Source organism: Actinoplanes lobatus (assembly GCF_014205215.1).
Lineage (GTDB): Bacteria > Actinomycetota > Actinomycetes > Mycobacteriales > Micromonosporaceae > Actinoplanes > Actinoplanes lobatus.
This window is the reverse complement of sequence record NZ_JACHNC010000001.1, coordinates 3,475,545-3,495,175: the sequence shown is the minus strand read 5'-3', so window position 1 is coordinate 3,495,175 and position 19,631 is coordinate 3,475,545. Positions and strand designations below refer to the sequence as shown.

21 protein-coding genes are annotated in these 19,631 nt (G+C 71.3%); 5 read left to right on the top strand and 16 right to left on the bottom strand.

Translation table 11 applies throughout. The features are described from left to right. Window positions 1–14 precede the first annotated feature (14 nt). Window positions 15–938, top strand: a complete 924-nt coding sequence (locus BJ964_RS16275) for a 5,10-methylenetetrahydrofolate reductase (protein ID WP_188121446.1) — start codon at window positions 15–17, stop codon at window positions 936–938. On the opposite strand, the gene BJ964_RS16270 is transcribed toward BJ964_RS16275, so the two are convergent. The 3 genes from BJ964_RS16270 to BJ964_RS16260 form a co-directional block, all read right to left on the bottom strand. Continuing rightward, window positions 929–1,822 carry an aldo/keto reductase gene (locus BJ964_RS16270; RefSeq protein ID WP_229807234.1) on the bottom strand — a complete coding sequence of 298 codons (894 nt, stop codon included), beginning with the start codon at window positions 1,820–1,822 and terminating at the stop codon, window positions 929–931. The genes BJ964_RS16275 and BJ964_RS16270 overlap by 10 nt on opposite strands. A 98-nt stretch (window positions 1,823–1,920) precedes the next feature. Continuing rightward, the gene (locus BJ964_RS16265; protein WP_188121445.1) at window positions 1,921–2,343 is read right to left on the bottom strand and encodes a PIN domain nuclease; all 423 of its coding nucleotides are present in this window, start codon (window positions 2,341–2,343) and stop codon (window positions 1,921–1,923) included. Further along, entirely contained in the window at window positions 2,340–2,561 is a 222-nt protein-coding gene (locus BJ964_RS16260; RefSeq protein WP_188121444.1) for a DUF2191 domain-containing protein, read from the bottom strand. Before BJ964_RS16260 ends, BJ964_RS16265 begins: the two co-directional genes overlap by 4 nt. A gap of 112 nt (window positions 2,562–2,673) precedes the next feature. Here BJ964_RS16260 and BJ964_RS16255 point away from each other — a divergent pair, with 112 nt between their 5' ends. After that, the gene (locus BJ964_RS16255) at window positions 2,674–2,967 is read left to right on the top strand and encodes an MTH1187 family thiamine-binding protein (protein WP_188121443.1); all 294 of its coding nucleotides are present in this window, start codon (window positions 2,674–2,676) and stop codon (window positions 2,965–2,967) included. After that, on the top strand, window positions 2,964–3,656 hold the full coding sequence (locus tag BJ964_RS16250) for an HAD family hydrolase (protein WP_229807235.1): 693 nt from the start codon (window positions 2,964–2,966) through the stop codon (window positions 3,654–3,656). The genes BJ964_RS16255 and BJ964_RS16250 overlap by 4 nt, the downstream gene beginning before the upstream one ends. Here BJ964_RS16250 and BJ964_RS16245 read toward each other — a convergent pair. Both BJ964_RS16245 and recO read right to left on the bottom strand, forming a co-directional pair. Continuing rightward, entirely contained in the window at window positions 3,643–4,425 is a 783-nt protein-coding gene (locus BJ964_RS16245; RefSeq protein WP_188121442.1) for an isoprenyl transferase, read from the bottom strand. The genes BJ964_RS16250 and BJ964_RS16245 overlap by 14 nt on opposite strands. Continuing rightward, entirely contained in the window at window positions 4,422–5,198 is a 777-nt protein-coding gene (recO, locus tag BJ964_RS16240) for a DNA repair protein RecO (protein WP_188121441.1), read from the bottom strand. Before recO ends, BJ964_RS16245 begins: the two co-directional genes overlap by 4 nt. A gap of 106 nt (window positions 5,199–5,304) precedes the next feature. Here recO and BJ964_RS16235 point away from each other — a divergent pair, with 106 nt between their 5' ends. Further along, complete coding sequence (locus tag BJ964_RS16235) at window positions 5,305–6,075, top strand: DUF4097 family beta strand repeat-containing protein (protein WP_188121440.1); 771 nt, start codon at window positions 5,305–5,307, stop codon at window positions 6,073–6,075. A 38-nt stretch (window positions 6,076–6,113) separates the two neighbouring features. Here BJ964_RS16235 and BJ964_RS16230 read toward each other — a convergent pair whose 3' ends face one another. The 8 genes from BJ964_RS16230 to BJ964_RS16195 all read right to left on the bottom strand — a co-directional run bounded on the left by BJ964_RS16230 (window position 6,114) and on the right by BJ964_RS16195 (window position 13,862). Then, entirely contained in the window at window positions 6,114–7,151 is a 1,038-nt protein-coding gene (locus BJ964_RS16230) for an acyltransferase family protein (protein ID WP_188121439.1), read from the bottom strand. Between the two features lie 82 nt (window positions 7,152–7,233). Continuing rightward, on the bottom strand, window positions 7,234–8,109 hold the full coding sequence (era, locus tag BJ964_RS16225; protein ID WP_188126980.1) for a GTPase Era: 876 nt from the start codon (window positions 8,107–8,109) through the stop codon (window positions 7,234–7,236). Window positions 8,110–8,627: 518 nt separating this feature from the next. Next, on the bottom strand, window positions 8,628–9,008 hold the full coding sequence (locus tag BJ964_RS16220; protein WP_188121438.1) for a cytidine deaminase: 381 nt from the start codon (window positions 9,006–9,008) through the stop codon (window positions 8,628–8,630). Beyond that, on the bottom strand, window positions 9,001–10,356 hold the full coding sequence (locus BJ964_RS16215; protein WP_262479692.1) for a hemolysin family protein: 1,356 nt from the start codon (window positions 10,354–10,356) through the stop codon (window positions 9,001–9,003). Before BJ964_RS16215 ends, BJ964_RS16220 begins: the two co-directional genes overlap by 8 nt. Continuing rightward, window positions 10,353–10,823, bottom strand: coding sequence for an rRNA maturation RNase YbeY (gene ybeY / locus BJ964_RS16210; protein ID WP_183226208.1), 471 nt, complete (start codon window positions 10,821–10,823; stop codon window positions 10,353–10,355). Before ybeY ends, BJ964_RS16215 begins: the two co-directional genes overlap by 4 nt. A gap of 24 nt (window positions 10,824–10,847) precedes the next feature. Then, a complete protein-coding gene (locus BJ964_RS16205; RefSeq protein ID WP_188121436.1) occupies window positions 10,848–11,927 on the bottom strand; it encodes a PhoH family protein in 1,080 nt (359 codons plus the stop codon). Window positions 11,928–12,043: 116 nt separating this feature from the next. Further along, window positions 12,044–13,441 (bottom strand): serine hydrolase domain-containing protein, encoded by a 1,398-nt coding sequence (locus BJ964_RS16200; RefSeq protein WP_188121435.1) that lies wholly within the window; start codon window positions 13,439–13,441, stop codon window positions 12,044–12,046. 73 nt (window positions 13,442–13,514) lie between these two features. Then, a complete protein-coding gene (locus BJ964_RS16195; protein WP_229807236.1) occupies window positions 13,515–13,862 on the bottom strand; it encodes an HIT domain-containing protein in 348 nt (115 codons plus the stop codon). A gap of 73 nt (window positions 13,863–13,935) precedes the next feature. Between BJ964_RS16195 and BJ964_RS16190 the strand changes: the two genes are divergently transcribed. Continuing rightward, on the top strand, window positions 13,936–16,302 hold the full coding sequence (locus BJ964_RS16190; RefSeq protein WP_188121433.1) for a beta-glucosidase: 2,367 nt from the start codon (window positions 13,936–13,938) through the stop codon (window positions 16,300–16,302). 57 nt (window positions 16,303–16,359) lie between these two features. On the opposite strand, the gene BJ964_RS16185 is transcribed toward BJ964_RS16190, so the two are convergent. From BJ964_RS16185 to hrcA, 3 genes are all read right to left on the bottom strand, one after another. Continuing rightward, window positions 16,360–17,094, bottom strand: coding sequence for a 16S rRNA (uracil(1498)-N(3))-methyltransferase (locus BJ964_RS16185; protein WP_188121432.1), 735 nt, complete (start codon window positions 17,092–17,094; stop codon window positions 16,360–16,362). Between the two features lie 334 nt (window positions 17,095–17,428). Continuing rightward, window positions 17,429–18,565: a molecular chaperone DnaJ gene (gene dnaJ / locus BJ964_RS16180; protein WP_188121431.1), complete on the bottom strand. Its 1,137-nt coding sequence runs from the start codon at window positions 18,563–18,565 to the stop codon at window positions 17,429–17,431. A 34-nt stretch (window positions 18,566–18,599) separates the two neighbouring features. Further along, entirely contained in the window at window positions 18,600–19,625 is a 1,026-nt protein-coding gene (gene hrcA / locus BJ964_RS16175) for a heat-inducible transcriptional repressor HrcA (RefSeq protein WP_188121430.1), read from the bottom strand. Window positions 19,626–19,631: the final 6 nt, after the last annotated feature.

Genomic DNA, 19,631 nt, shown 5'->3' with positions numbered 1-19,631 from the left:
CTACTGTGGGTCGCATGTCTCGTCCCCCCTTGCGACAGCTCTTGGCCGAGGCCCGCAGTGGCGTCCTGGTGTTCAGCATCACCCCGCCGCGGAGCCACGCCACCGAGGACCGGATCAGCGAGATCGCCGAGGTCACCCTGAAGCGGCTCGGCGCGCTCGACCTCGACGGCCTGATCCTGTACGACATCGACGACGAGTCCGACCGGAACCCGGACGAGCGGCCCTTCCCGTACCTGCCGACCCTCGACCCGGCGCGCTACTACAGCCGGCATCTGGCAGCCGGCTGGCGGGAGCCGGTGATCATCTACCGCTGTGTCGGCAAGTACCCCGAGGACGAGTTGCGGGGCTGGCTGGCCGGCGCCGGCGATCAGGTGCTGACCGTCTTCGTGGGCGCCTCCTCGGGCGGCAAGCCGGTGCACACCGGTCTGCGCCGGGCCCAGGAGCTGCGCAACGAGGTCCGCCCCGACCTGCCGCTCGGCGCCGTCGTGATCGGCGAGCGCCGCGACGAGCACCTGCGCATGCTGGCCAAGCAGGAACGGGGAATCGGCTTCTTCGTGACCCAGGTGATCTACCACCTGAACGACACGAAGAACCTGCTCAGCGACTACTACCTGGAGTGCCGCGAGCGCGGCGTCGACCCCCGGACGGTGATCTTCACGCTGTCGCTGTGCGGCTCGCTGAAGACCCTGGAGTTCGTCCGCTGGCTCGGTGTGGACGTGCCCCGCTGGCTGGAGAACGCGATCCGCCACTCGCCCGACCCGCTCACCGAGTCCTACCGGCAGTGCATGCTGATCGCCCGCGATCTGATCGACTTCTGCGAGCACCTGGGCATCCCCTACGGCTTCAACATCGAGAGCGTCTCGATCCGCAAGGCCGAGATCGAGGCCACCACCGAACTGGCCGCCGAGGTCGCGACCCTCCTCGACCGTCAACGCTGATCGATCTCGGCCAGCTCCTCGGCGGTGAGTGAGATCCCACCGGCGGCGATGTTCTCCTCCAGGTGAGCGACGTCGCCGGTGCCCGGGATCGCCAGCACATGCGGTCCCTGATGCAACGTCCAGGCGAGCCGCACCTGATGCCCGGTGACCCCACGCCTCCGCGCGATCCGCCACTCCGGCCCGGCGTCTCCCGCCGCCACGCCGCTCTCCCGCGTCGACCCGGCGATCGCGAAGAACGGGACGAAGGCGATCCCGCGGGCGCCGCACTCGCGCAGCAGATCCTCGTGCCGCCGAAGATCCGCGGCGAAGGCGTTCTGCACGCACGCCACCGGCGCGATCCGCTGGGCTTCGTCGAGTTGCTCGACGCCGACGTTGGAGATCCCGAGATGGCGGATCAGCCCTTCCGCACGCATTTCGGCCAGCGCCCCGAACCGCTCGGCGAACCTCTCCCGATCCCGGGTGATCCTCAGATTGACCAGGTCAAGAGCCTTCACCCCGAGCCGGCGCAGATTCTCCTCCACCTGCCGGCGCAACTGCTCCGCGGTGATCGCCTCACCCCAGCCACCATCGGCCCGCGGGTCCGGCCCCACCTTCGTGACGATCATCAAACCTTCGGGGTACGGGGTGAGCGCCTCCCGAATCAGCTCGGTCGCATACCGAACCGGCCCGTCTTCCCCGTCGAGAATCCCGCCCGGCGAGAAGTAGAAGGCCGCCGTATCAATGTGATCGACCCCGAGTTCGACCGCCCGGCGCAGCACCCGAACAGCCCGCTCCCGATCGGCCCGCACGGTGAGCCGCATCGACCCGAACCCCATCCGATTGACGAACGTGTCCCCGAGCTTCCACCGCCCGGCCACTGACGCATCGATTCGCTCCACTGTCACCCGGCGAAGCTACGCCCCGCCCCGGGCTCCCACACTCGGCCGCGCTCCCGATACCGGCGAATCGCCATCCCTGGTAGTTTTCAGACAGAGCCAAGCCCTCAGTTGACCGACCCGGGCTCCGCGATCCACCGCACCGGCTGCCCGGTCACCTCAGCAACCTTCACGAAGTCACGGTCGTAGTGCAGGATCGTCATCCCGTGCGCCTCCGCCGTGGCCGCCAGTAACAGATCGACGGGGCCGGCGGACCGGTGAGCGCCGCACCTGGTGAGAAGCTCCTGAACCTCAGCCGCCCGATCGAAGATCACATCAGGCATGAACACCCAGTTGTACCGATCCCGAATGGTCGACTCGATCTCCTTTCGATGGTCGACCGACCGGGCGGCGAAGAAGATCTCCAATTCTGTCAGTGGGCACACCGCCAAGGTCCCCGCAGCGAACCATGGGCGCCATGCGTCCCGCAGGGCGGACTCGCGGGCGAGCCGAACGTATGCACTGGTATCCACCAGGTACTTCGCTGTCATCGGCGGTAGTTCCGTTTGTCCAGCAGCTCGTCGAAATCGCCGGCCTGACCCATCCGACCGAGCTCTTCGAGGGCCTCGACTCTCTGACGGACGGCGACGATCTCGCGAAGCGCCGCGTTGACCGTGTCACCCGCCGTCGTCGTACCCAGGATTTTCGCGGCCTCCATCAAAGCCCGCGCATCGATGTTCATCGGCTCATCCACCACGGCGACCCCCATGAAACCACTTCCCTCCAGGGTAGTGCACTTTGCTCGGCGCAACGTGCTTAGCGCCTAGGGTAGTCGTACGCATTGATCGACTCAAGCGCGAGCCACCTGGAAGGATGAGCGGATGCTGGTTGCCTTCTCCGTCACGCCCATCGGGTCCGGGGACTCCGTCGGCGACGCCGTCGCCGAGGCGGTCCGGGTGGTTCGCGCCTCCGGTCTGCCGAACCGGACCGATGCCATGTTCACCACGATCGAGGGCGAGTGGGACGAGGTGATGGCCGTCGTGAAGCAGGCCGTCGACGCCGTCGCCGCGGTGGCCCCACGAGTCAGCCTGTCGTTGAAGGCGGATGTCCGGCCCGGTGTGACCGGCGCGCTGACCGCCAAGGTGGAGCACATCGAGCGGGTGCTGGCCGAGTGAGGCGCCTGGTGATGTGGGACATCGACTACACCCTGCTGCGCGGCGGCGGGGTGACGACGCGGGCCTGGAAGGCGGCGTTCACCGAGGTGACCGGGGTGGAGTGGCGGGACACGCCGAACTTCGGCGGGCGGACCGACACGGACATCTGCACGGAGGTGTTCGCGTCCCACGGGGTCACCGACTGCACACCGGAGCGGTTCTTCGCCCGCTACGTCGAGGTGGTCCACGAGATCCGGCACGAGTTCGCCGAGCAGGGCGCGCTGATGCCGGGCGTCCGTGCGGTGCTGGCCCGTCTGGCCGACGACCCGGGGGTGGTGCAGACCCTGGTGACCGGCAACGTCCCGCAGGTCGCCGCGGTGAAACTCGCCGCCTTCGGGCTGGGCGGCGAGTTCGACGCCGAGGTGGGTGGTTACGGCACCGACCACGCGGTCCGGGCGGTCCTGGTGCGCCGCTGCCTGGAACGGGCGCAGGTCAAGTACGCCGAGAGCTTCCACCCGGTGGTGATCGGCGACACGGTCCACGACGTGACCGCGGCCCTGGCCAACGGGGCGGTCGCGGTCGCCGTGGCGACGGGCCGCACCGCCGCGGCGGAGCTGGCCGCGGCGGGCGCGCACGTGGTGCTGCCGGATCTGGCCGACACCGACGTCGCGGTGCGGGCGCTGACCCGGCAAAAGGCTACGTCGGGCTGACCGGGTTGGGCAGGGCCCCGCCGAAGCGGCGGTCGCGCTGGGCGTAGAGCTCGCACGCATACCACAGGTGGCGGCGGTCGAAGTCGGGCCAGAGGGTGTCGAGGTAGACCATCTCCGCGTACGCCGACTGCCAGAGCAGGAAGTTGGACGTACGCTGCTCGCCGGACGGGCGCAGGAACATGTCCACCTCCGGGATCTCCGGGTGGTAGAGGTAGCGCGCGATGGTCTTCTCGTTGACCTTGTCGGCCTTGAGCTTGCCGGCCGCCACGTCCCGGGCGATGGCCGCCGCCGCGTCCGCGATCTCGGCCTGGCCGCCGTAGTTGACGCAGAACTGGAGGGTGAGCTTGGTGTTGCCGCGACTCATCTCCTCGGCGGTCTGCAGCTCCTGGATGACGCTCTTCCACAGCCGGCCGGCCCGCCCGGACCAGACCACCCGCACGCCCAGATCGACCAGCTGGTCGCGGCGGCGGCGGATGACGTCCCGGTTGAAGCCCATGAGGAAGCGCACCTCCTCGGGCGAGCGCTTCCAGTTCTCGGTGGAGAACGCGTACGCCGAGAGGTAGGGGATGCCTATCTCGATGGCGCCCTCGATGGTGTCGAAGAGCGAGTGCTCCCCCTGCTCGTGGCCCTTGGTCCGGGCGAGCCCGCGGTCCTTGGCCCAGCGGCCGTTGCCGTCCATGACGATCGCCACATGCTTCGGCAACGCGGCCGTGGGCAATTGGGGTGGCCGGGCGCCGGAGATGTGTGGGGTGGGCGGACGCGGGCTCAAGGGTTCAACTCCCGTCGATCGACAAGCGGGAGCGAGCGCAGCGCCCGCTCCATGTGCCATTGCAGGTGGGCGGCGACCAGGCCGCTGCACTCGCGGCGCACCGCGGCCTCGGCGGCGTCCGCGACGGTCCAGTCGCCGGAGGTGAGTGCGGACATCAGGCCGAGGGTGGCCGGGCTGGGGTGGGCGGCGCCGGGTGGGCGGCAGTCGGGGCAGACCGCGCCGCCGGCCGGGACGGCGAAGGCGGCGTGCTGCCCGGGGGTGCCGCAGACCGCGCACTCGGTGAGCGCGGGGGCCCAGCCGGCGAAGGCCATGGCGCGCAACAGGTAGGCGTCCAGCACCAGACCGCCCAGGTGCTCGCCGGCCGCCAGGGCTTTCAGCGCGCCCAGGGTGAGCTGGAAGAGCCGGAGCGCGGGCTCCTGCTCGACCGGGGTGAGCCGCTCGGCGGTCTCGCAGATGGCGCTGGCCGCCGTGTAGCGCGGGTAGTCGGTGAGGAAGCTCTTGCCGAACAGGGTGACCGCCTCGACCTGGCTGACCGAGTGCAGCGAGCTGCCCAGCCCCTCGGGGGAGCCGGCGAGTTGCAGGTCGATGTGACCGAACGGCTCGAGCCGTGCGCCGAACCGGGAGTTGATCCGGCGGACCCCGCGGGCGACGGCACGCAGCCGGCCGTGGCGCCGGGTCAGCAGGGTGACGATCCGGTCGCTCTCGCCCAGTTTCTGCACACGGAGCACCACCGCGTCGTCGCGGTAGAGCTGGCGGCGGTATCCGGCGGGCACCCCGCCATTCTGCCCGGTACCTACGACAGACCCTGACCCGGATCTCAGGGTTGACTCCGGGGCGGAACCCGATGGCTTTCCGGGACGGCGGAAATAGGTTCAACCCATGAGCCGAAGAGTTGCCCTGATCCTCGCCGCCGTCACGGTGGGCGGCACCCTGGCCGGTTGCGACGGCGCGGTGGGCGCGCGGCTGACCTTCGAGGACACCGAGACTGTCAAGATCAACGAGATCGTGCTCTCCGGCCGGCACAGCGACGTCCGGATCACCGGCAGCGAGACCGCGACCGAGACGACGATCCGGCGGATCATCACGGGCGACAGCGATCCGGGCACCACCTACCAGCAGAAGGACGGGGTGCTGACCCTGACCTCCGACTGCGGGCCGGACTGCGGCGTCGACTACGAGATCACCGCACCCGCGGCGGTCAGCGTGCGCGGCGAGCTGACCTCCGGCGACGTGGGCCTGATCGGGGTGGGCCCGGTCGACATCCGCCTCACCTCGGGGGACGTGATGGTGGACCACGGCACCGGTCCGGTGAAGGTGCGGGCGACCTCGGGCGATCTCAACGTGGTGGGCCGCTCCGAGGTGACCCTGGATGCCCAGTCCGGCGATCTCGGCGTGCTGAACGCCGCCGGCCCGGTCACGGTCCGCACCACCTCGGGCGACATCGACGTCCAGTTGGCCGAGGTGAACTCGGTGACCGCGGCGGCCACCAACGGCGACGTCCAGGTGATGGTCCCGCCCGGCGCCTACCAGGTCCGGACCGGCAGCAGCTCCGGCGATCGGGAGGTGGTCGGCATCACCGAGGACGCGAAGGCCACCCATGTGCTGGACGTGCACACCCGGGCCGGCGACGTCAGCATCATCGGGGGCTGAGCGTCACCGGAAGCCGAGGCGGAGGCTGAGGCTGAGCGTCACCGGAGGCTGGGCACCGGCTCGTGGGCGGCCGGTGCCGGGGAGACCGGGACGGGGACCGGCCAGCCGGGCAGCAGGGTGGCCCGGCGCCCGGCGGCCAGGTCCTCCACCCAGCCGACCGCGGCGGTCACCACGCCGAGCAGCAGGAAGACCACAGCCGTACGCCAGCCGATGCCGACCCAGCCCTGGACCGGCAGACCGTGCCGCTCGCCCCACTGGGTCACCGCGACGATCACCGGCACGTGCCAGAGGTAGATCGTCAGCGCCCGCGCGTTCAGCAGGGTCAGCACCCGGTGGTCGCGCACCACCGGCCGCACGCATCCGAGCGCGACCAGGATGAACGCCGCCGACCAGAGCGCGTTGCCGAGCGGGATGTCGTTGAGGTCGTAGCCCCGCGGCCCGGGGTGGGTCAGCACCCAGACGGCGGCCGGCACGGCGAGCCCGGCCGCGATGGCGAGCAGCCGTTTACGGCCGATCCGCTCCAGGTGACCGTCGTGGTGGGCGAAGCCGAGCAGCCAGGCCCCGCCGTACAGGGCCAGGCCGTGTGCCACCGGCGGCACGGTCGTCCCGGTCAGGGTGATCGCCAGCAGCGCCAGGAACGGTGTCAGCACGGTCGCCACCGGGAACCTGCGGTAGAGCGGCAGCGCCAGCGGCGACAGCAGCACCATCCAGAGGAAGTCCCGCAGGTACCAGGTGTGGCTCAGCCCCTGCATCCACCAGCCGGTCGCCTCCGGGGTGTCCAGGGGGAACCCCCAGAGCAGGAGCATCGGGTTCACGCTCGACGTGCCGGCGGCCAGCATGGTCGCGATCGCGATCAGGGCGATCACCCACAGCGAGGGCAGCAGCCGGCGGATCCGCCGCTCCACCGCCCACACCCCGAACCGGTCCAGGGAGGCCGCCATCAGCGAGCCGGCCAGGGCGAACATCACGGACATGGCCGGCAGGACCACGGTGAGCGTGGTCCAGCCGGTCAGGTGATAGACGACCACCCGGACGGTCGCCACAGCGCGCAGCAGGTCCAGGTACCGGTTTCGCATGGCCCAAGGTGTTACCCCCGGACGGGCAACCTGTGCAAACTATGGTGAACTTCACCATAGTTGGAAAATGTCCAAGTTTCGATTAAAAACCGAGCTTACGCAGTTGCTTCGGATCGCGCTGCCATTCCTTGGCGACCCGAACGTGGAGGTCCAGGTAGACCCGCCGGCCGATCAGGTTCTCGATCTCCGTACGCGCACGTGAGCCCACCTCCTTGAGCCGCGCGCCCCGGGTCCCGATGACGATCGACTTCTGGCTGTCGCGCTCCACGTAGAGATCCGCGTAGATCCGGGTGAGGTTGCCCTCGACCAGCATCTCCTCGACCATGACCGCGATCGAGTGGGGCAGTTCGTCGCGCACGCCCTCGAGCGCCGCCTCCCGGATCAGCTCCGCGATCAGCACCTGCTCCGGCTCGTCGGTCAGCACGTCGTCCGGGTACAGCTGCGGGGACTCCGGCAGGTACTTCACCATCACGTCGGTCAGGGTCTCCACCTGATGGCCGGAGACCGCGCTCACCGGGACGATCTCCGCGAAGTCGTACAGCTCGGAGACGTCGAGCAGGCGCTGCGCCAGGGTGGCCGGGTCGACCAGGTCGACCTTGGTGACCACCGCGATGACCTTGGCCTTCAGCTCGCTGATCTCCGACGAGATGAAGCGGTCGCCGCGGCCGATCGGCTCGTCCGCCGGGAAGCACACCCCGATCACGTCGGTCTCGCTCCACACCTCGCGGACCAGGTCGTTCAGCCGCTCGCCGAGCAGGGTCCGGGGGCGGTGCAGGCCCGGGGTGTCGACCAGGACGAGCTGCGCGTCCGGCCGGTGCAGGATGCCGCGGATGACGTGCCGGGTGGTCTGCGGCTTGTTCGAGGTGATCGCGATCTTCTGACCCACGATCGCGTTCGTCAGCGTCGACTTCCCCGCGTTCGGCCGCCCGACGAAACAGGCGAACCCGGCACGGTACACCCCATCATCACGCTTCGCGGCACTCGCGGCCTTGTGCCGGTGCTTCTTCGGCGAAACCCCTTTCCCGGTACGCGGTGAGCTGTCGGCAGAAGCAGCACCCCGTCCCTGGGAGCTCGTGGGAAGCCCGGCCTTACCCGTAGGTTTTCCATCACTCCCGCTACGACGGGGCGCGTTCGGCGTACCCGATGCGGTGGAAGCCCGGCCCGCGCCGGAGCCGCCGCGTGACCGCCCACCCTGCTCCGCGCCCTGCTCCGCGGCCCGGCGGGCCGCCCGCCGCTCCTGACGCCGCAGCTCGTTGCGCTCCCCCGCGGTGAGATGGCGCTCGTCCGCCGCCTTCTTCGGCACTTGAGCGTGTTGCGCGGCGGGCGCCTTCTTCGTGGCCTGACCACGCGGCGCGGCGGGCGCCTTCTTCGGAGCCTGACCACGCGGCGCGGCGGGCGTCTTCTTCGGAGCCTGACCACGCAACGCGGCGGGCGTCTTCTTCGGAGCCTGACCGCGCTTCTCCGGCTGGTCCGCCATCACTGGACCGTTCCGGCCAGCGCGCCGCTCGGGCCCGCCACGTGGATCGGCGCATCGGCCGCCAGGTCACGCACCGCGGCGTGGCCCGCGCCCTCCAGCTCGGTGGACTCGGTCACCACAGCTGCCGCCTCCAGGAGGGTCGCCCCGGACGCGGCCGCCTGCGCGACCGCCAGCTGCAACGCCGTCACCGAAAGGTGGGGCAGCGCGACGGTCGCCGCGGCGTAGGTGCGGCCGTCCTGATCACGCACCGCCGCGCCCTCGGCCGCGCCCACCCGGGCACGGGAGCTGCGCGCGAGGGTCACCAGTTTGGTGTCCTCGGCGCTCAGCGGAGTGTCACCGGCGCCCGGGACGGCGACGGCGGCGAAGGTCTGATCAGGCATCAGCGGGTTGTCTTTCCTCGTTCTCGGCAACGTTCTCATCGTCCTGCTCGGCGGCGGGTTCCGGCCGGGCCCGGCGCACCAGCACCGAGTCGATCCGGTTGCGCCGCCCGGCGGTGCCCTCGGCGATCAGGTGCAGGCCCCCGACCTCCGCCTTGGCGCCCGGAATGGGCACCCGGCCCAGCGTCTGCCCCAGCAGGCCGCCGACCGTCTCCACCTCGTCGGCGGGAAGCTCCACGCCGTACACCTCACCCAGGTCCTCGATCGGCAGCCGCGCGGCCACCCGCACCGCCCCGTCCTCCAGGTACTCGATGGGTGGGCGCTCGACGTCGTACTCGTCGGTGATCTCGCCGACGATCTCCTCGAGGATGTCCTCGATCGTCACGAGGCCGGCGGTGCCACCGTACTCGTCCACCACGATCACCAGGTGGTTGCGTGCCGCCTGCATCTCGGAGAGCAGGTCGTCGACCGGTTTCGACTCGGGCACGAAGTTGGCCGCGCGCATCGCCTCGGCCACCGCCTGGGCGGTCGCGTCGGGGTTGCCGTTCTGGGTGAGCCGGATGACGTCCTTGAGGTAGAGCACGCCCAGCACGTCGTCGACGCTCTCGCCGATCACCGGGATCCGCGAGAAACCCGACCGCAGGAAGAGGAAGAGCGCCTGCTGCAACGTCTTGGCCGCCTCGATCCACACCATCTCGGTCCGCGGCACCATCACCTCGCGGGCGATCGTGTCACCGAGGGTGAACACCGAGTGGATCATCTCGCGTTCGCCGTGCTCCACCACACCGCGCTGCTCGGCCAGGTCGACCAGCTCCCGCAGCTCCACCTGGCTGCCGAACGGCCCCTCCGGGAACCCCTTACCGGGGGTCACCGCGTTACCGATCAGGATCAGCAGCTGGGCCAGCGGGTTGAGCACCCGGCCGAGCCAGCGCACCAGCGGGGCGGTCGCCCGGCCCACCGCGTACGCGTGCTGGCGCCCGATGGTGCGCGGGGCCACCCCCACCACCACGAAGCTGACCACCGTCATGGCGCCCGCCGAGACCAGCGCGGCCCGCCAGCCGACACCCCAGGTGTCCACCGCGACCAGGGCCACCAGCGTGGTGGCGGTCAGTTCGCAGAGCAACCGCAGCAGGAGCAGCAGGTTCACGTAGCGGACCACGTCGGAGGCCACCGCCGCCAGCGCGCCCGCACCGCGGCTGCCCTCCCGGGCCAGCTCGGTGGCGCGCGCGTGCGAGACGGTGGCCAGCGCGGCGTCGGTCATCGAGGCCAGGCCGGCGAGCAGCACCAGAGCGACCGCGAGGAGGATCAGTTGCAGGTCCGGCAGCCCAGCCGACGCGGGGTCCACGATCAGCCGGCTTTACGCCCGGCGCGCCAGCTCTGCAGCAGCTTGTTCTGCAGGGCGAACATCTCGCGCTCCTCCTCCGGCTCGGCGTGGTCGTAGCCGAGCAGGTGGAGGGCGCCGTGCACGGTGAGCAGGTGCAGCTCGTCGGCGGCGGCGTGCCCGGCCGCGGCGGCCTGCTTGGCGGCCACCTCCGGGGAGAGCACGATGTCGCCGAGCAGGGCCGGCTCACCGGTGCCGGACTCGCCGGGGCCGTGGTCGACACTGCCCTCGTCCATCGGGAACGCGAGCACGTCGGTCGGGCCGTCGCTGCCCATCCACCGATGGTTCAACTCGGCCATGTACTCGATGTCGACGAGCAGGATCGACAGCTCGGCGAGCGGGTTGACCCCCATCTCGTCCAGGGCGTGCCGGGCAACCGCGAGGATCGCGTCGGTGTCGACCTCGACTCCCGACTCGTTGGCGATCTCGATGGACATAGTGGTGCGATTACCCCTTGCGAATCAGCGCCGGCGGCCCGGTGCCCGGCCACCGCTGGCGGCCCGGCCCGGCACGGCGTGGACGGATTGTGCCGACTGTTGTTCCTGGACGGCGTCGTAGCGCGCGTACGCGTCGACGATCTCGGCGACCAGCCGGTGCCGCACCACGTCGGAGCTGGACAGCTCGGCGAAGTGCACGTCCTCCACGTCGCGCAGGATCTCCCGCACGATCTTGAGGCCACTGGTCGTCCCGCCGGGCAGGTCGATCTGGGTGACGTCACCGGTCACCACGATCTTCGCCCCGAACCCGAGCCGGGTCAGGAACATCTTCATCTGCTCGGGCGTGGTGTTCTGCGCCTCGTCCAGAATGATGAACGCGTCGTTGAGCGTGCGGCCACGCATGTACGCCAGCGGCGCGACCTCGATCGTCCCGGCGGCCATCAGGCGCGGGATGGACTCCGGGTCGAGCATGTCGTGCAGCGCGTCGTAGAGCGGCCGCAGGTACGGGTCGATCTTCTCGGTCAGCGTGCCGGGCAGGAAGCCGAGCCGCTCCCCCGCCTCGACCGCCGGCCGGGTCAGGATGATCCGGTTGATCTGCTTGGCCTGGAGGGCCTGCACCGCCTTGGCCATGGCCAGATACGTCTTACCGGTGCCGGCGGGGCCGATGCCGAAGACGATGGTGTTCTGGTCGATGGCGTCGACATACTTCTTCTGGCCCAGCGTCTTGGGCCGGATGGTGCGCCCGCGGCGGGACAGGATGTTGAGGGTGAGCACCTCGGCGGGGCGCTCGGAGGTGTTCTCCTCGAGCATCCGCAGGGTGCGGCGGACGGCGTCGACGCTGAGCGTCTCACCCTTCTCGATCAACTCGATCAGCTCGGAGAAGAGGCGCTCGGCCGCCGCGTTCTCCGCCGGATCGCCGGTGATGGTGATCTCGTTGCCACGGACGTGCACGTCACTGTCGAGGTTGCGCTCGATGAGCCGGAGGATCTCGTCCTTGGCGCCGAGCAGGTTCACCATGATCTTCGGATCGCTCACCGAGATCTTGGTCTGCGCCCGCACCGGGCTGGTCGAGCCAGTGCTGGATTCGTTCGGCGTACCGGTCATAGGGTGGCCCGAAGGGCCTCCGCCACCTGCTCTCTTCTACTTCGCCACCACGGGTCGGGCGGCTCGCTCAAGGATCGTGCCATCCTATCCGCTCGGCCGCCCGCCCGCCGATGCCATTATCGCCGGTTGGTGGTTTCCGGCCCGTCGCTCGCCAGGCCGGAGTCGAAGCCCTCCTGAAGGCGGGTGAGCCGGTAGGTCGCCCAGTGCATCCGGACCACCGCCCCGCTGTCGTCGCGGGTGAGCCGCAGCAGCTCGCCGGCCTCCCGCCCGGAGACGGTACGCAGCACGCCGGGCCGGTCCGGCAGCGGCTCGAAGATCGCCGGCGGACGCCCGGCCGGCGCCTCGGCGGCCCGCGCCTGGAGCCGGCCGTCGTGCCAGGCGAAGACGAACTCCATGCCCTCGCTCCACCAGCGGCCGAGCACCGGCCGGTACGCGGGCGGCGCGGGCGGCGCGGCCCGCCACGGCCGGATCTCCGCCGGGTCCAGCTCGGCGGCGAGCCGCAACAGGTCGTGGACCAGCTCGTTGGTCTGCCCCGCGGTGCCGGACGAGCCGAGCACCGCACAGCCGAGCCCGCCCGGGTTGCCGTCGCCGCCCCGCCGGCCGTAGACACCGGCCAGGAAGCCGGGCATGGCGCCGTCATGGCCCACGTGCATGACCCGCTTGCCCTCCGGGACCAGGATCAGGCCGAGCCCGAACCCGGCCGCCCAGAGGCTCTCGTCGGTGGTGGTGAGCGGCCAGCGCATCTCGTCGACGGTGTCCGCGGCGAGCACCCGGCCGTCCGGGTCGGCGAGCTCCGGGCTGGCCAGGAAGGCGGCCCACTTCGCCATGTCGGTCGCGGTGCTCCAGAGCTGGGCGGCCGGGGCGACGCCGCCGACGTCGACCGGCGGCTCCGGGCGGGCCGCGTCGGAGTACGCGTCGACCAGGTAGCCGACGGCCGCGTCCGACGGCCGGCCGGCCGTGGTGTGCTCCAGGCCGAGCGGGGTGAGGACACGCTCGGTGAGGATCTCGGCCCAGGTGCCGCCGCGCAGGCGGGCGACCATCTGGCCGAGCACCGCCAGGCCGAGGTTGGAGTAGTGGAACCGCCGGGCGTTGGGCAGGACCCGCTCGGCCCGGTCCAGTTCGGCGAGCATCCGGCCGGCGTCGGGGGAGATCAGGGTGTCCCAGACGTCGCCGTACGGTTCCCGCTGGAACCCGGCGGTGTGCGAGAGCAGCCGGCGGACCGTGGCGTCGCCGTGCGCCGGCACGTCGAGGTACTCGGCGATCGGCGCGTCCAGGTCGACCAGGCCCTCGTCGCGGGCCTGCATGACCAGCACCGCCGTGAAGGTCTTGGTGACCGACCCGATCCGGAAGCGGGTGCCCGGCCCGAGGGGGTGGTCCGGGTTGCCGGAGTCGCCGACGGTGAAGACCCACGGCTCCCGGTCGGCGCGGTGCAGCGCCACCGAGAGCGCGGGTATCCGGCCGTCGGCCTGGGCCCGGCGGGCGGCGCGCTCGTAACGAGGACTGGGCGCGCTCATGCCATCACCTCCGCTTCGCTCCGGCGTCGGCATGAGTTCGAGACCGAGTTCGATGATTCGCTCGCAAGCTCACTCATAGCCGGGCCAGCATCGGTCCGAGCGGGGCACCGCCGACGACGTGCGCGTGCACGTGGTGGACCTCCTGACCGCCGTGCTCCCCGGTGTTGAAGATGACCCGGAAGCCGTCGGTCAGGCCCTCCAGCTCGGCGACCTTGGCCGCGGTGGCCAGCACGTCGGCGGCCGCGGCCGGGTCGGCGGCCAGCTCGATCACGTTCGCGTGGTGGGCGACCGGGATGACCAGGACGTGGCTGGGCGCCTTCGGGTCGATGTCCCGGAAGGCGAGGGTGGTCTCGGTCCGGTGCACGACGGTGGCGGGGATCTCGCCACTCAGGATGCGGCAGAACAGGCAGGTGTTTTCCACCTCATGGATCTTATGGCCGGGGGTGGGCTTAGATGGGCGTCGGAACCTCCGACACACTCCTGGGAGCGCTCTCATGACCGATCTCGACGACCTTCTCGGCCGGCTCACGCTGGAGGAGAAGGTGTCCCTGCTGACCGGACAGGACTTCTGGTCGCTGCCGGCCGTACCCCACATCGGGCTGCGGTCGCTGGTCATGTCGGACGGCCCGGTCGGCGTCCGGGGCACCGGCTACACCCCCGAGGACCCGTCCGTGGCCCTGCCCAGCCCCACCGCGCTCGCCGCCACCTGGGACACCGCGGTCGCCGAACGGGCCGGCCGGCTGCTCGGCCAGGAGGCCCGGCGCAAAGGCGTGCACGTGCTGCTCGGCCCGACCGTCAACATGCACCGCACCCCGCTGAACGGCCGCCACTTCGAGTGCTACTCCGAAGATCCGCTGCTGACCGGGGAGATCGCGGCCGGGTTCGTGGCCGGGGTGCAGGCGCACTCGGTCGGCACCACGGTCAAGCATCTGGTCGGCAACGACTTCGAGACCGACCGGATGACCGTGGACGTCCAGATCCCGGAGCGGGCGCTGCGGGAGATCTACCTGGCCCCGTTCGAGCGGGTGGCGGCGGCCGGCGGGTGGGGCGTGATGAGCGCGTACAACGGGGTCAACGGCACGCCGATGGCCGCCAACGGGCGCCTCCAGGACGAGATCCTCAAACGGGAGTGGGGCTTCGACGGGGTGGTCGTCTCGGACTGGCGGGCCGCCCGGGACACCGTGGCGGCCGCGCTCGGCGGACTCGACATCGCGATGCCGGCCATGGACAACCCGTGGGGTCCGGCGCTGGTCGAGGCGGTCCGCTCCGGAGCCGTACCGGAGGAGGTCATCGACGACAAGGTGCGCCGGGTGCTGCGGCTCGCCGCCCGTACCGGGGCCCTGGACGGGCACACCCGGCCCGCGCCGCCGCCGGAGGAGGACGGCGACGCGGTGGCACACGAGGTGGCGGTCCGGTCGTTCGTCCTGGCCCGCAACGAGCGCGCCGCCCTGCCGCTGCGGGCCGCCGACCTCACCCGGGTCGCGGTGATCGGCGCGCTGGCCACCGACGCGCGGGTGCTCGGCGGCGGCAGCGCCCAGGTCACCCCGCGGCACGTGATCTCCCCGCTGGACGGGTTGCGCGCGGCGCTGCCCGGAGTCGACGTGGCCCACGCGGTCGGCGCCGACCCGCGCCCGTTCCTGCCGCCCGCCCAGGGCCCGGACTGGGCGCCGTTCACCTTCTCCGCCGAGGGGCACGACTTCGGAGTGGAGACGGCCACCATCCGCTGGCTCGGCGACCCGCCCGGCGGCCTGCCGGTGGCCGCGATCACCACCCTCGAACTGCGTACCGAGATCACCCCGGCGGCCGGTGGCGAACACGTGCTGGCGGTCTCCGGGTTCGGCGCGTTCCAGCTGGTCGTCGGCGGCGAGACGCGCTACGAGGGCTCCCTGCACCCGCCCGGCACCGGCCGCGCCGACCTGCTGCTGCACCCGCGCGAGCAACGGTTCACCGTGAAGCTGGAGGCCGGCGTACCGGTTCCGGTGCTGCTGCGGCAGACCTTCGAACCGGGCATGGCCCACTCGGTCTCCACCACGCTCGGCCACCGGGCGCCCGGCCCGGACGACGACGGCCTGATCGCCGAGGCGGTCGACCTGGCCGCCCGCTCGGACGTGGCGGTCGTCGTGGTCGGCACCACCGAACAGGTCGAGTCGGAAGGCTTCGACCGCGTCTCGCTGGCCCTGCCCGGCCGCCAGGACGAGCTGGTGTCCCGGGTGGCCGCGGCCAACCCGCGCACGATCGTGGTGGTGAACGCCGGCTCGCCGGTGCTGCTGCCCTGGTCCGAGGAGGCGGCCGCGGTGCTGCTCACCTGGTTCCCCGGGCAGGAGGCCGGCGCCGCGCTGGCCGACGTGCTGCTCGGCGTCGCGGAGCCGGGCGGCCGCCTGCCCACCACCTGGCCGCGCCGGGAGGAGGACTGCCCGGTCCTGGAGGTGCGCCCGTCGGACGGCACGCTCGCCTACGGCGAGGACATCCGGATCGGCTACCGCGGCTGGTCGGCCCGCCCGCTCTTCGCGTTCGGTTCCGGTCAGGGCTACACCACCTGGGCGTACGGGGAGATCGCGCTCGAAGTCACCGGAGCACGGGTGACGCTCACCAACACCGGCGACCGCCCCGGCCGGGAGGTCGTGCAGCTGTACCTGTCGGCGAACCAGCCCGGCCCGGTGGACCGCCCGGAGCGGTGGCTCGCCGGTTTCGCCACCGCCTCGGCCGCCCCCGGAGAGACGGTGACCGTGAGGATCCCGCTGCCCGAACGCGCCTTCCAGGTGTGGGACGGCGGCTGGCGCACCGTTCCCGGCGACTACACGGTGACCGCCGCACACGCCCTCGACGACCCCCGCCTGACCGCCGGGATCACTGTCGACTGACCGGGATCCCGCCGGTTCCCGGGGCTTGCGACAGCCCTGGGAACCGGCTGTAAGGGATTACCAGCGGGTCAGGCGGCTGTTCAGGACGGCGAGGGCGGCCACGCCCGCGGTGGAGGTGCGCAGGACGGCGGTGCCCAGGCGGACCGGGGTAGCGCCCGCCTCGCGGAAGGTCTCCAGTTCGGCGTCACTGATGCCGCCCTCGGGGCCGACCACCAGGACGATGTCGCCCTGCTCCGGCAGAGCGGCGGTGGAGAGGCGCTCGGTGGCCTCCTCATGCAGCACGAAAGCGGCCGCCGCCCCGGCGATCCGGTCCGCCACCCGCTTGGTGGAGCAGTCGGGGTCGCCCGTCACCACCGGCAGCCAGGAGCGGCGGGCCTGCTTGGCGGCCTCCCGGGCGGTGGCCGTCCACTTGTCGCGAGCCTTGACACCACGGTCGCCGCGCCACTGGGCCACCGACCGGGACGCCGCCCAGGGCAGGATCTCGTCCACCCCGACCTCGGTCATCGCCTGCACGGCCAGTTCGCCCCGGTCACCCTTGGCGATGCCCTGCACGACGACCAGCCTCGGGTCGGCGGCCGGCTCCTGGCCGACCGCGCTGACCATCACCTCGACGCTGCCCCGCCCGACCGCGGTGACCTCGGCCCGGGCGGTGCCGCCGCGCCCGTCGGCGAGGATCAGCGCCTCACCGACCCGAAGCCGCTGCACGGTGGCGGCATGATGCCCCTCCGGACCGTCCAGCGTGTACGACGATCCGGCGGGCAGGCTATCGACCAGGAACAGCGGCGCGGACATCCCAGAGACGCTACCCCTCACCGGGATCCCGCACCCGGCCAGCACCGCCGACCACCCACAGACACCGGCGCCCGCACACAGAACCCACCGCGTGTGCGGGTGGGCACCCGATAACACCAGGGCCCGCGCACCAAGGGCGCTGCGTGTAGGTGGGGTGAGCGTTACCGCTCGCTCAGGTCACCGGGTGGTGGTGAGCGTTTTGGACGCGCCGGCGGCCAGCTCGCCACCGCCCGGTCCTCGGCGGGAGCGACGGTCCGCACCCACCACCCGGCTACGACATGATCTTGAATTTGATCTTGCCGGGGACAGCGCCGGGTGGTCGGGTGCGTAACTCTCAGTGGCCGTTGAAGGCGTCGCGCATCCGGCTGAAGAAGCCGCCCTGCTTGGAGAGCTCGGCCACGTCCTCGCCGCGGGTCTTGGCGAATTCGCGCAGCATGCGCTCCTGGTCGGCGGTGAGCTTGGTCGGCGTCTTGACGTCGAGGTGCACGAAGAGCTCACCGCGGCCCTGGCCGCGCAGGTGCGGGACGCCCTTGCCGCGGATACGCAGCGTGCTGGCTGGCTGGGTGCCCGGTTTGACCTCGATGTTCTCTTCGCCGTCGAGGGTCTTGATGGTCATCCGGGTGCCGAGCGCGGCCGCGGTCATCGGCAGGGTGACCCGGCAGTGCAGGTCGTCGCCCTTGCGCGAGTAGACGTCGTGCGGCCGCTCGTGGATCTCCACGTAGAGATCGCCGGCGGTGCCGCCGCCGGGGCCGACCTCGCCCTGCTGGGCCAGGCGGATCCGCATGCCGTCCTCGACGCCCGCCGGGATCTTGACGGTGAGCGAGCGGCGTGTCCTTATCCGGCCGTCGCCGGCGCAGGTCGGGCAGGGGCTCGGGATGACCGTGCCGTGGCCCTGGCAGTTCTGGCAGGGGCGCGCCGAGACGACCTGGCCGAGGAAGGTGCGCTGCACCGACTGGACCTCGCCGCGGCCCGCGCAGACGTCGCAGGTGGCCAGGTGGGTGCCGGGCGCGGTGCCGGCGCCGGAGCACTGGGTGCAGAGCACCGCGGTGTCGACGGTGATCGGCGCCTCCACCCCGAAGGCGGTCTCCACCAGGTCCAGCTCGAGACGCAGGATGGCGTCGGCGCCGGGACGGGTGCGCGGGCGCGGGCCCCGGGAGCCGCCACCGGCGGCCGTGCCGAAGAAGGCGTCCATGATGTCCTGGAAGCCGACGAACGGGCCGGCGCCGCCGGCGCCGCCGGGCATGCCGCCACCGGGCGCGAGCGGGTCACCGCCGAGATCGACGATCTGGCGCTTCTGGTCGTCGGAGAGGACCTCGTACGCCGCGTTGATCTCTTTGAACTTGTCGTGCGCTTCCGGATCCGGGTTGACGTCCGGGTGGTACTGCCGAGCGAGTTTGCGGTAGGCGCGCTTGATCTCGTCGTCGGTTGCCTCCCGGCTCACACCGAGAATTCCGTAATAGTCCTTGGCCACGGGGTTTGGAGTCCTCAATGTCTGCGCGAATCCGTCAATTCTGTGCCAACAGGTCGCCAACGTAGCGTGCCACTGCACGAACGGTAGCGATAGTGCCGGGGTAGTCCATCCGGGTGGGCCCCAGCACGCCGAGCCCACCAACGATCGTGGTGCCCGGTCCGTAACCGCTGCTCACCACGGACGCCGACCGCAGGTTGTCGATCTCGTTCTCGTCACCGATCCGGACCCGGGTGGTCCGGGGCTCCAGGTCGCCGATGAGCTTCAGCAGGATCACCTCCTCCTCGAGAGCCTCGAGGACGGGCCGTAGCGTGCCCTGGAAGTCCAGCACACCGCCACGTGTCAAGTTGGCCGTCCCGGCGAGGGCGAGGCGCTCCTCACTCCGCTCGACGAGGGTCTCCAAGAGTACCGACGCGAGGCACGCCATCGTGGCCCGTCGCTCGGGATCGTCACACTCGTCGACCAGCCGCTGCACCAGGGGCGGGGTGTCGGCGAGCCGCTGACCGGAGAGTTTCTCGTTGACGCGACGGCGCAGGTCCCACACGTCGCCGTCGTGCACCGGGCCGGGCATCTCGACGAGGCGCTGCTCGACCCGGCCGGTGTCGGTGATCATCACGAGCATCAGGCGGGTGGTGGAGATCGGCACAAGCTCCAGATGGCGCACCGAGGAACGGGAGAGGCTCGGGTACTGGACGACGGCGACCTGGCGGGTGAGCTGGGCCAGCAGGCGGACCGTGCGGTGCACCACGTCGTCCAGGTCGACGGCGCCGACCATGAAGCGCTCGATCGCGCGGCGCTCGGCCGGGCTGAGCGGCTTGATCCGGGTGAGCCGGTCGACGAAGAGCCGGTAGCCGGCGTCGGTGGGGACGCGCCCGGCGCTGGTGTGCGGCTGCCGGATGTAGCCCTCCTCCTCCAGCACCGCCATGTCGTTACGCACGGTGGCCGGAGAGACGCCGAGCTTGTGCCGGTCCACCAGGGCCTTGCTGCCGACCGGCTCCTGGGTGTCGACGTAGTCCTCGACGATCGCCCGGAGCACCTCGAGCTTGCGGTCATCCAGACTCATATGACC

Coding starts and splice junctions, on each gene's coding strand:
- BJ964_RS16275 (WP_188121446.1), top strand. CDS start 15: ATGTCTCGTCCCCCCTTGCGACAGCTCTTGGCCGAGGCCCGCAGTGGC.
- BJ964_RS16265 (WP_188121445.1), bottom strand. CDS start 2,343: ATGACAGCGAAGTACCTGGTGGATACCAGTGCATACGTTCGGCTCGCC.
- BJ964_RS16260 (WP_188121444.1), bottom strand. CDS start 2,561: ATGGGGGTCGCCGTGGTGGATGAGCCGATGAACATCGATGCGCGGGCT.
- BJ964_RS16255 (WP_188121443.1), top strand. CDS start 2,674: ATGCTGGTTGCCTTCTCCGTCACGCCCATCGGGTCCGGGGACTCCGTC.
- BJ964_RS16235 (WP_188121440.1), top strand. CDS start 5,305: ATGAGCCGAAGAGTTGCCCTGATCCTCGCCGCCGTCACGGTGGGCGGC.
- BJ964_RS16230 (WP_188121439.1), bottom strand. CDS start 7,151: ATGCGAAACCGGTACCTGGACCTGCTGCGCGCTGTGGCGACCGTCCGG.
- BJ964_RS16220 (WP_188121438.1), bottom strand. CDS start 9,008: ATGCCTGATCAGACCTTCGCCGCCGTCGCCGTCCCGGGCGCCGGTGAC.
- ybeY (WP_183226208.1), bottom strand. CDS start 10,823: ATGTCCATCGAGATCGCCAACGAGTCGGGAGTCGAGGTCGACACCGAC.
- BJ964_RS16205 (WP_188121436.1), bottom strand. CDS start 11,927: ATGACCGGTACGCCGAACGAATCCAGCACTGGCTCGACCAGCCCGGTG.
- BJ964_RS16200 (WP_188121435.1), bottom strand. CDS start 13,441: ATGAGCGCGCCCAGTCCTCGTTACGAGCGCGCCGCCCGCCGGGCCCAG.
- BJ964_RS16190 (WP_188121433.1), top strand. CDS start 13,936: ATGACCGATCTCGACGACCTTCTCGGCCGGCTCACGCTGGAGGAGAAG.
- BJ964_RS16185 (WP_188121432.1), bottom strand. CDS start 17,094: ATGTCCGCGCCGCTGTTCCTGGTCGATAGCCTGCCCGCCGGATCGTCG.
- hrcA (WP_188121430.1), bottom strand. CDS start 19,625: ATGAGTCTGGATGACCGCAAGCTCGAGGTGCTCCGGGCGATCGTCGAG.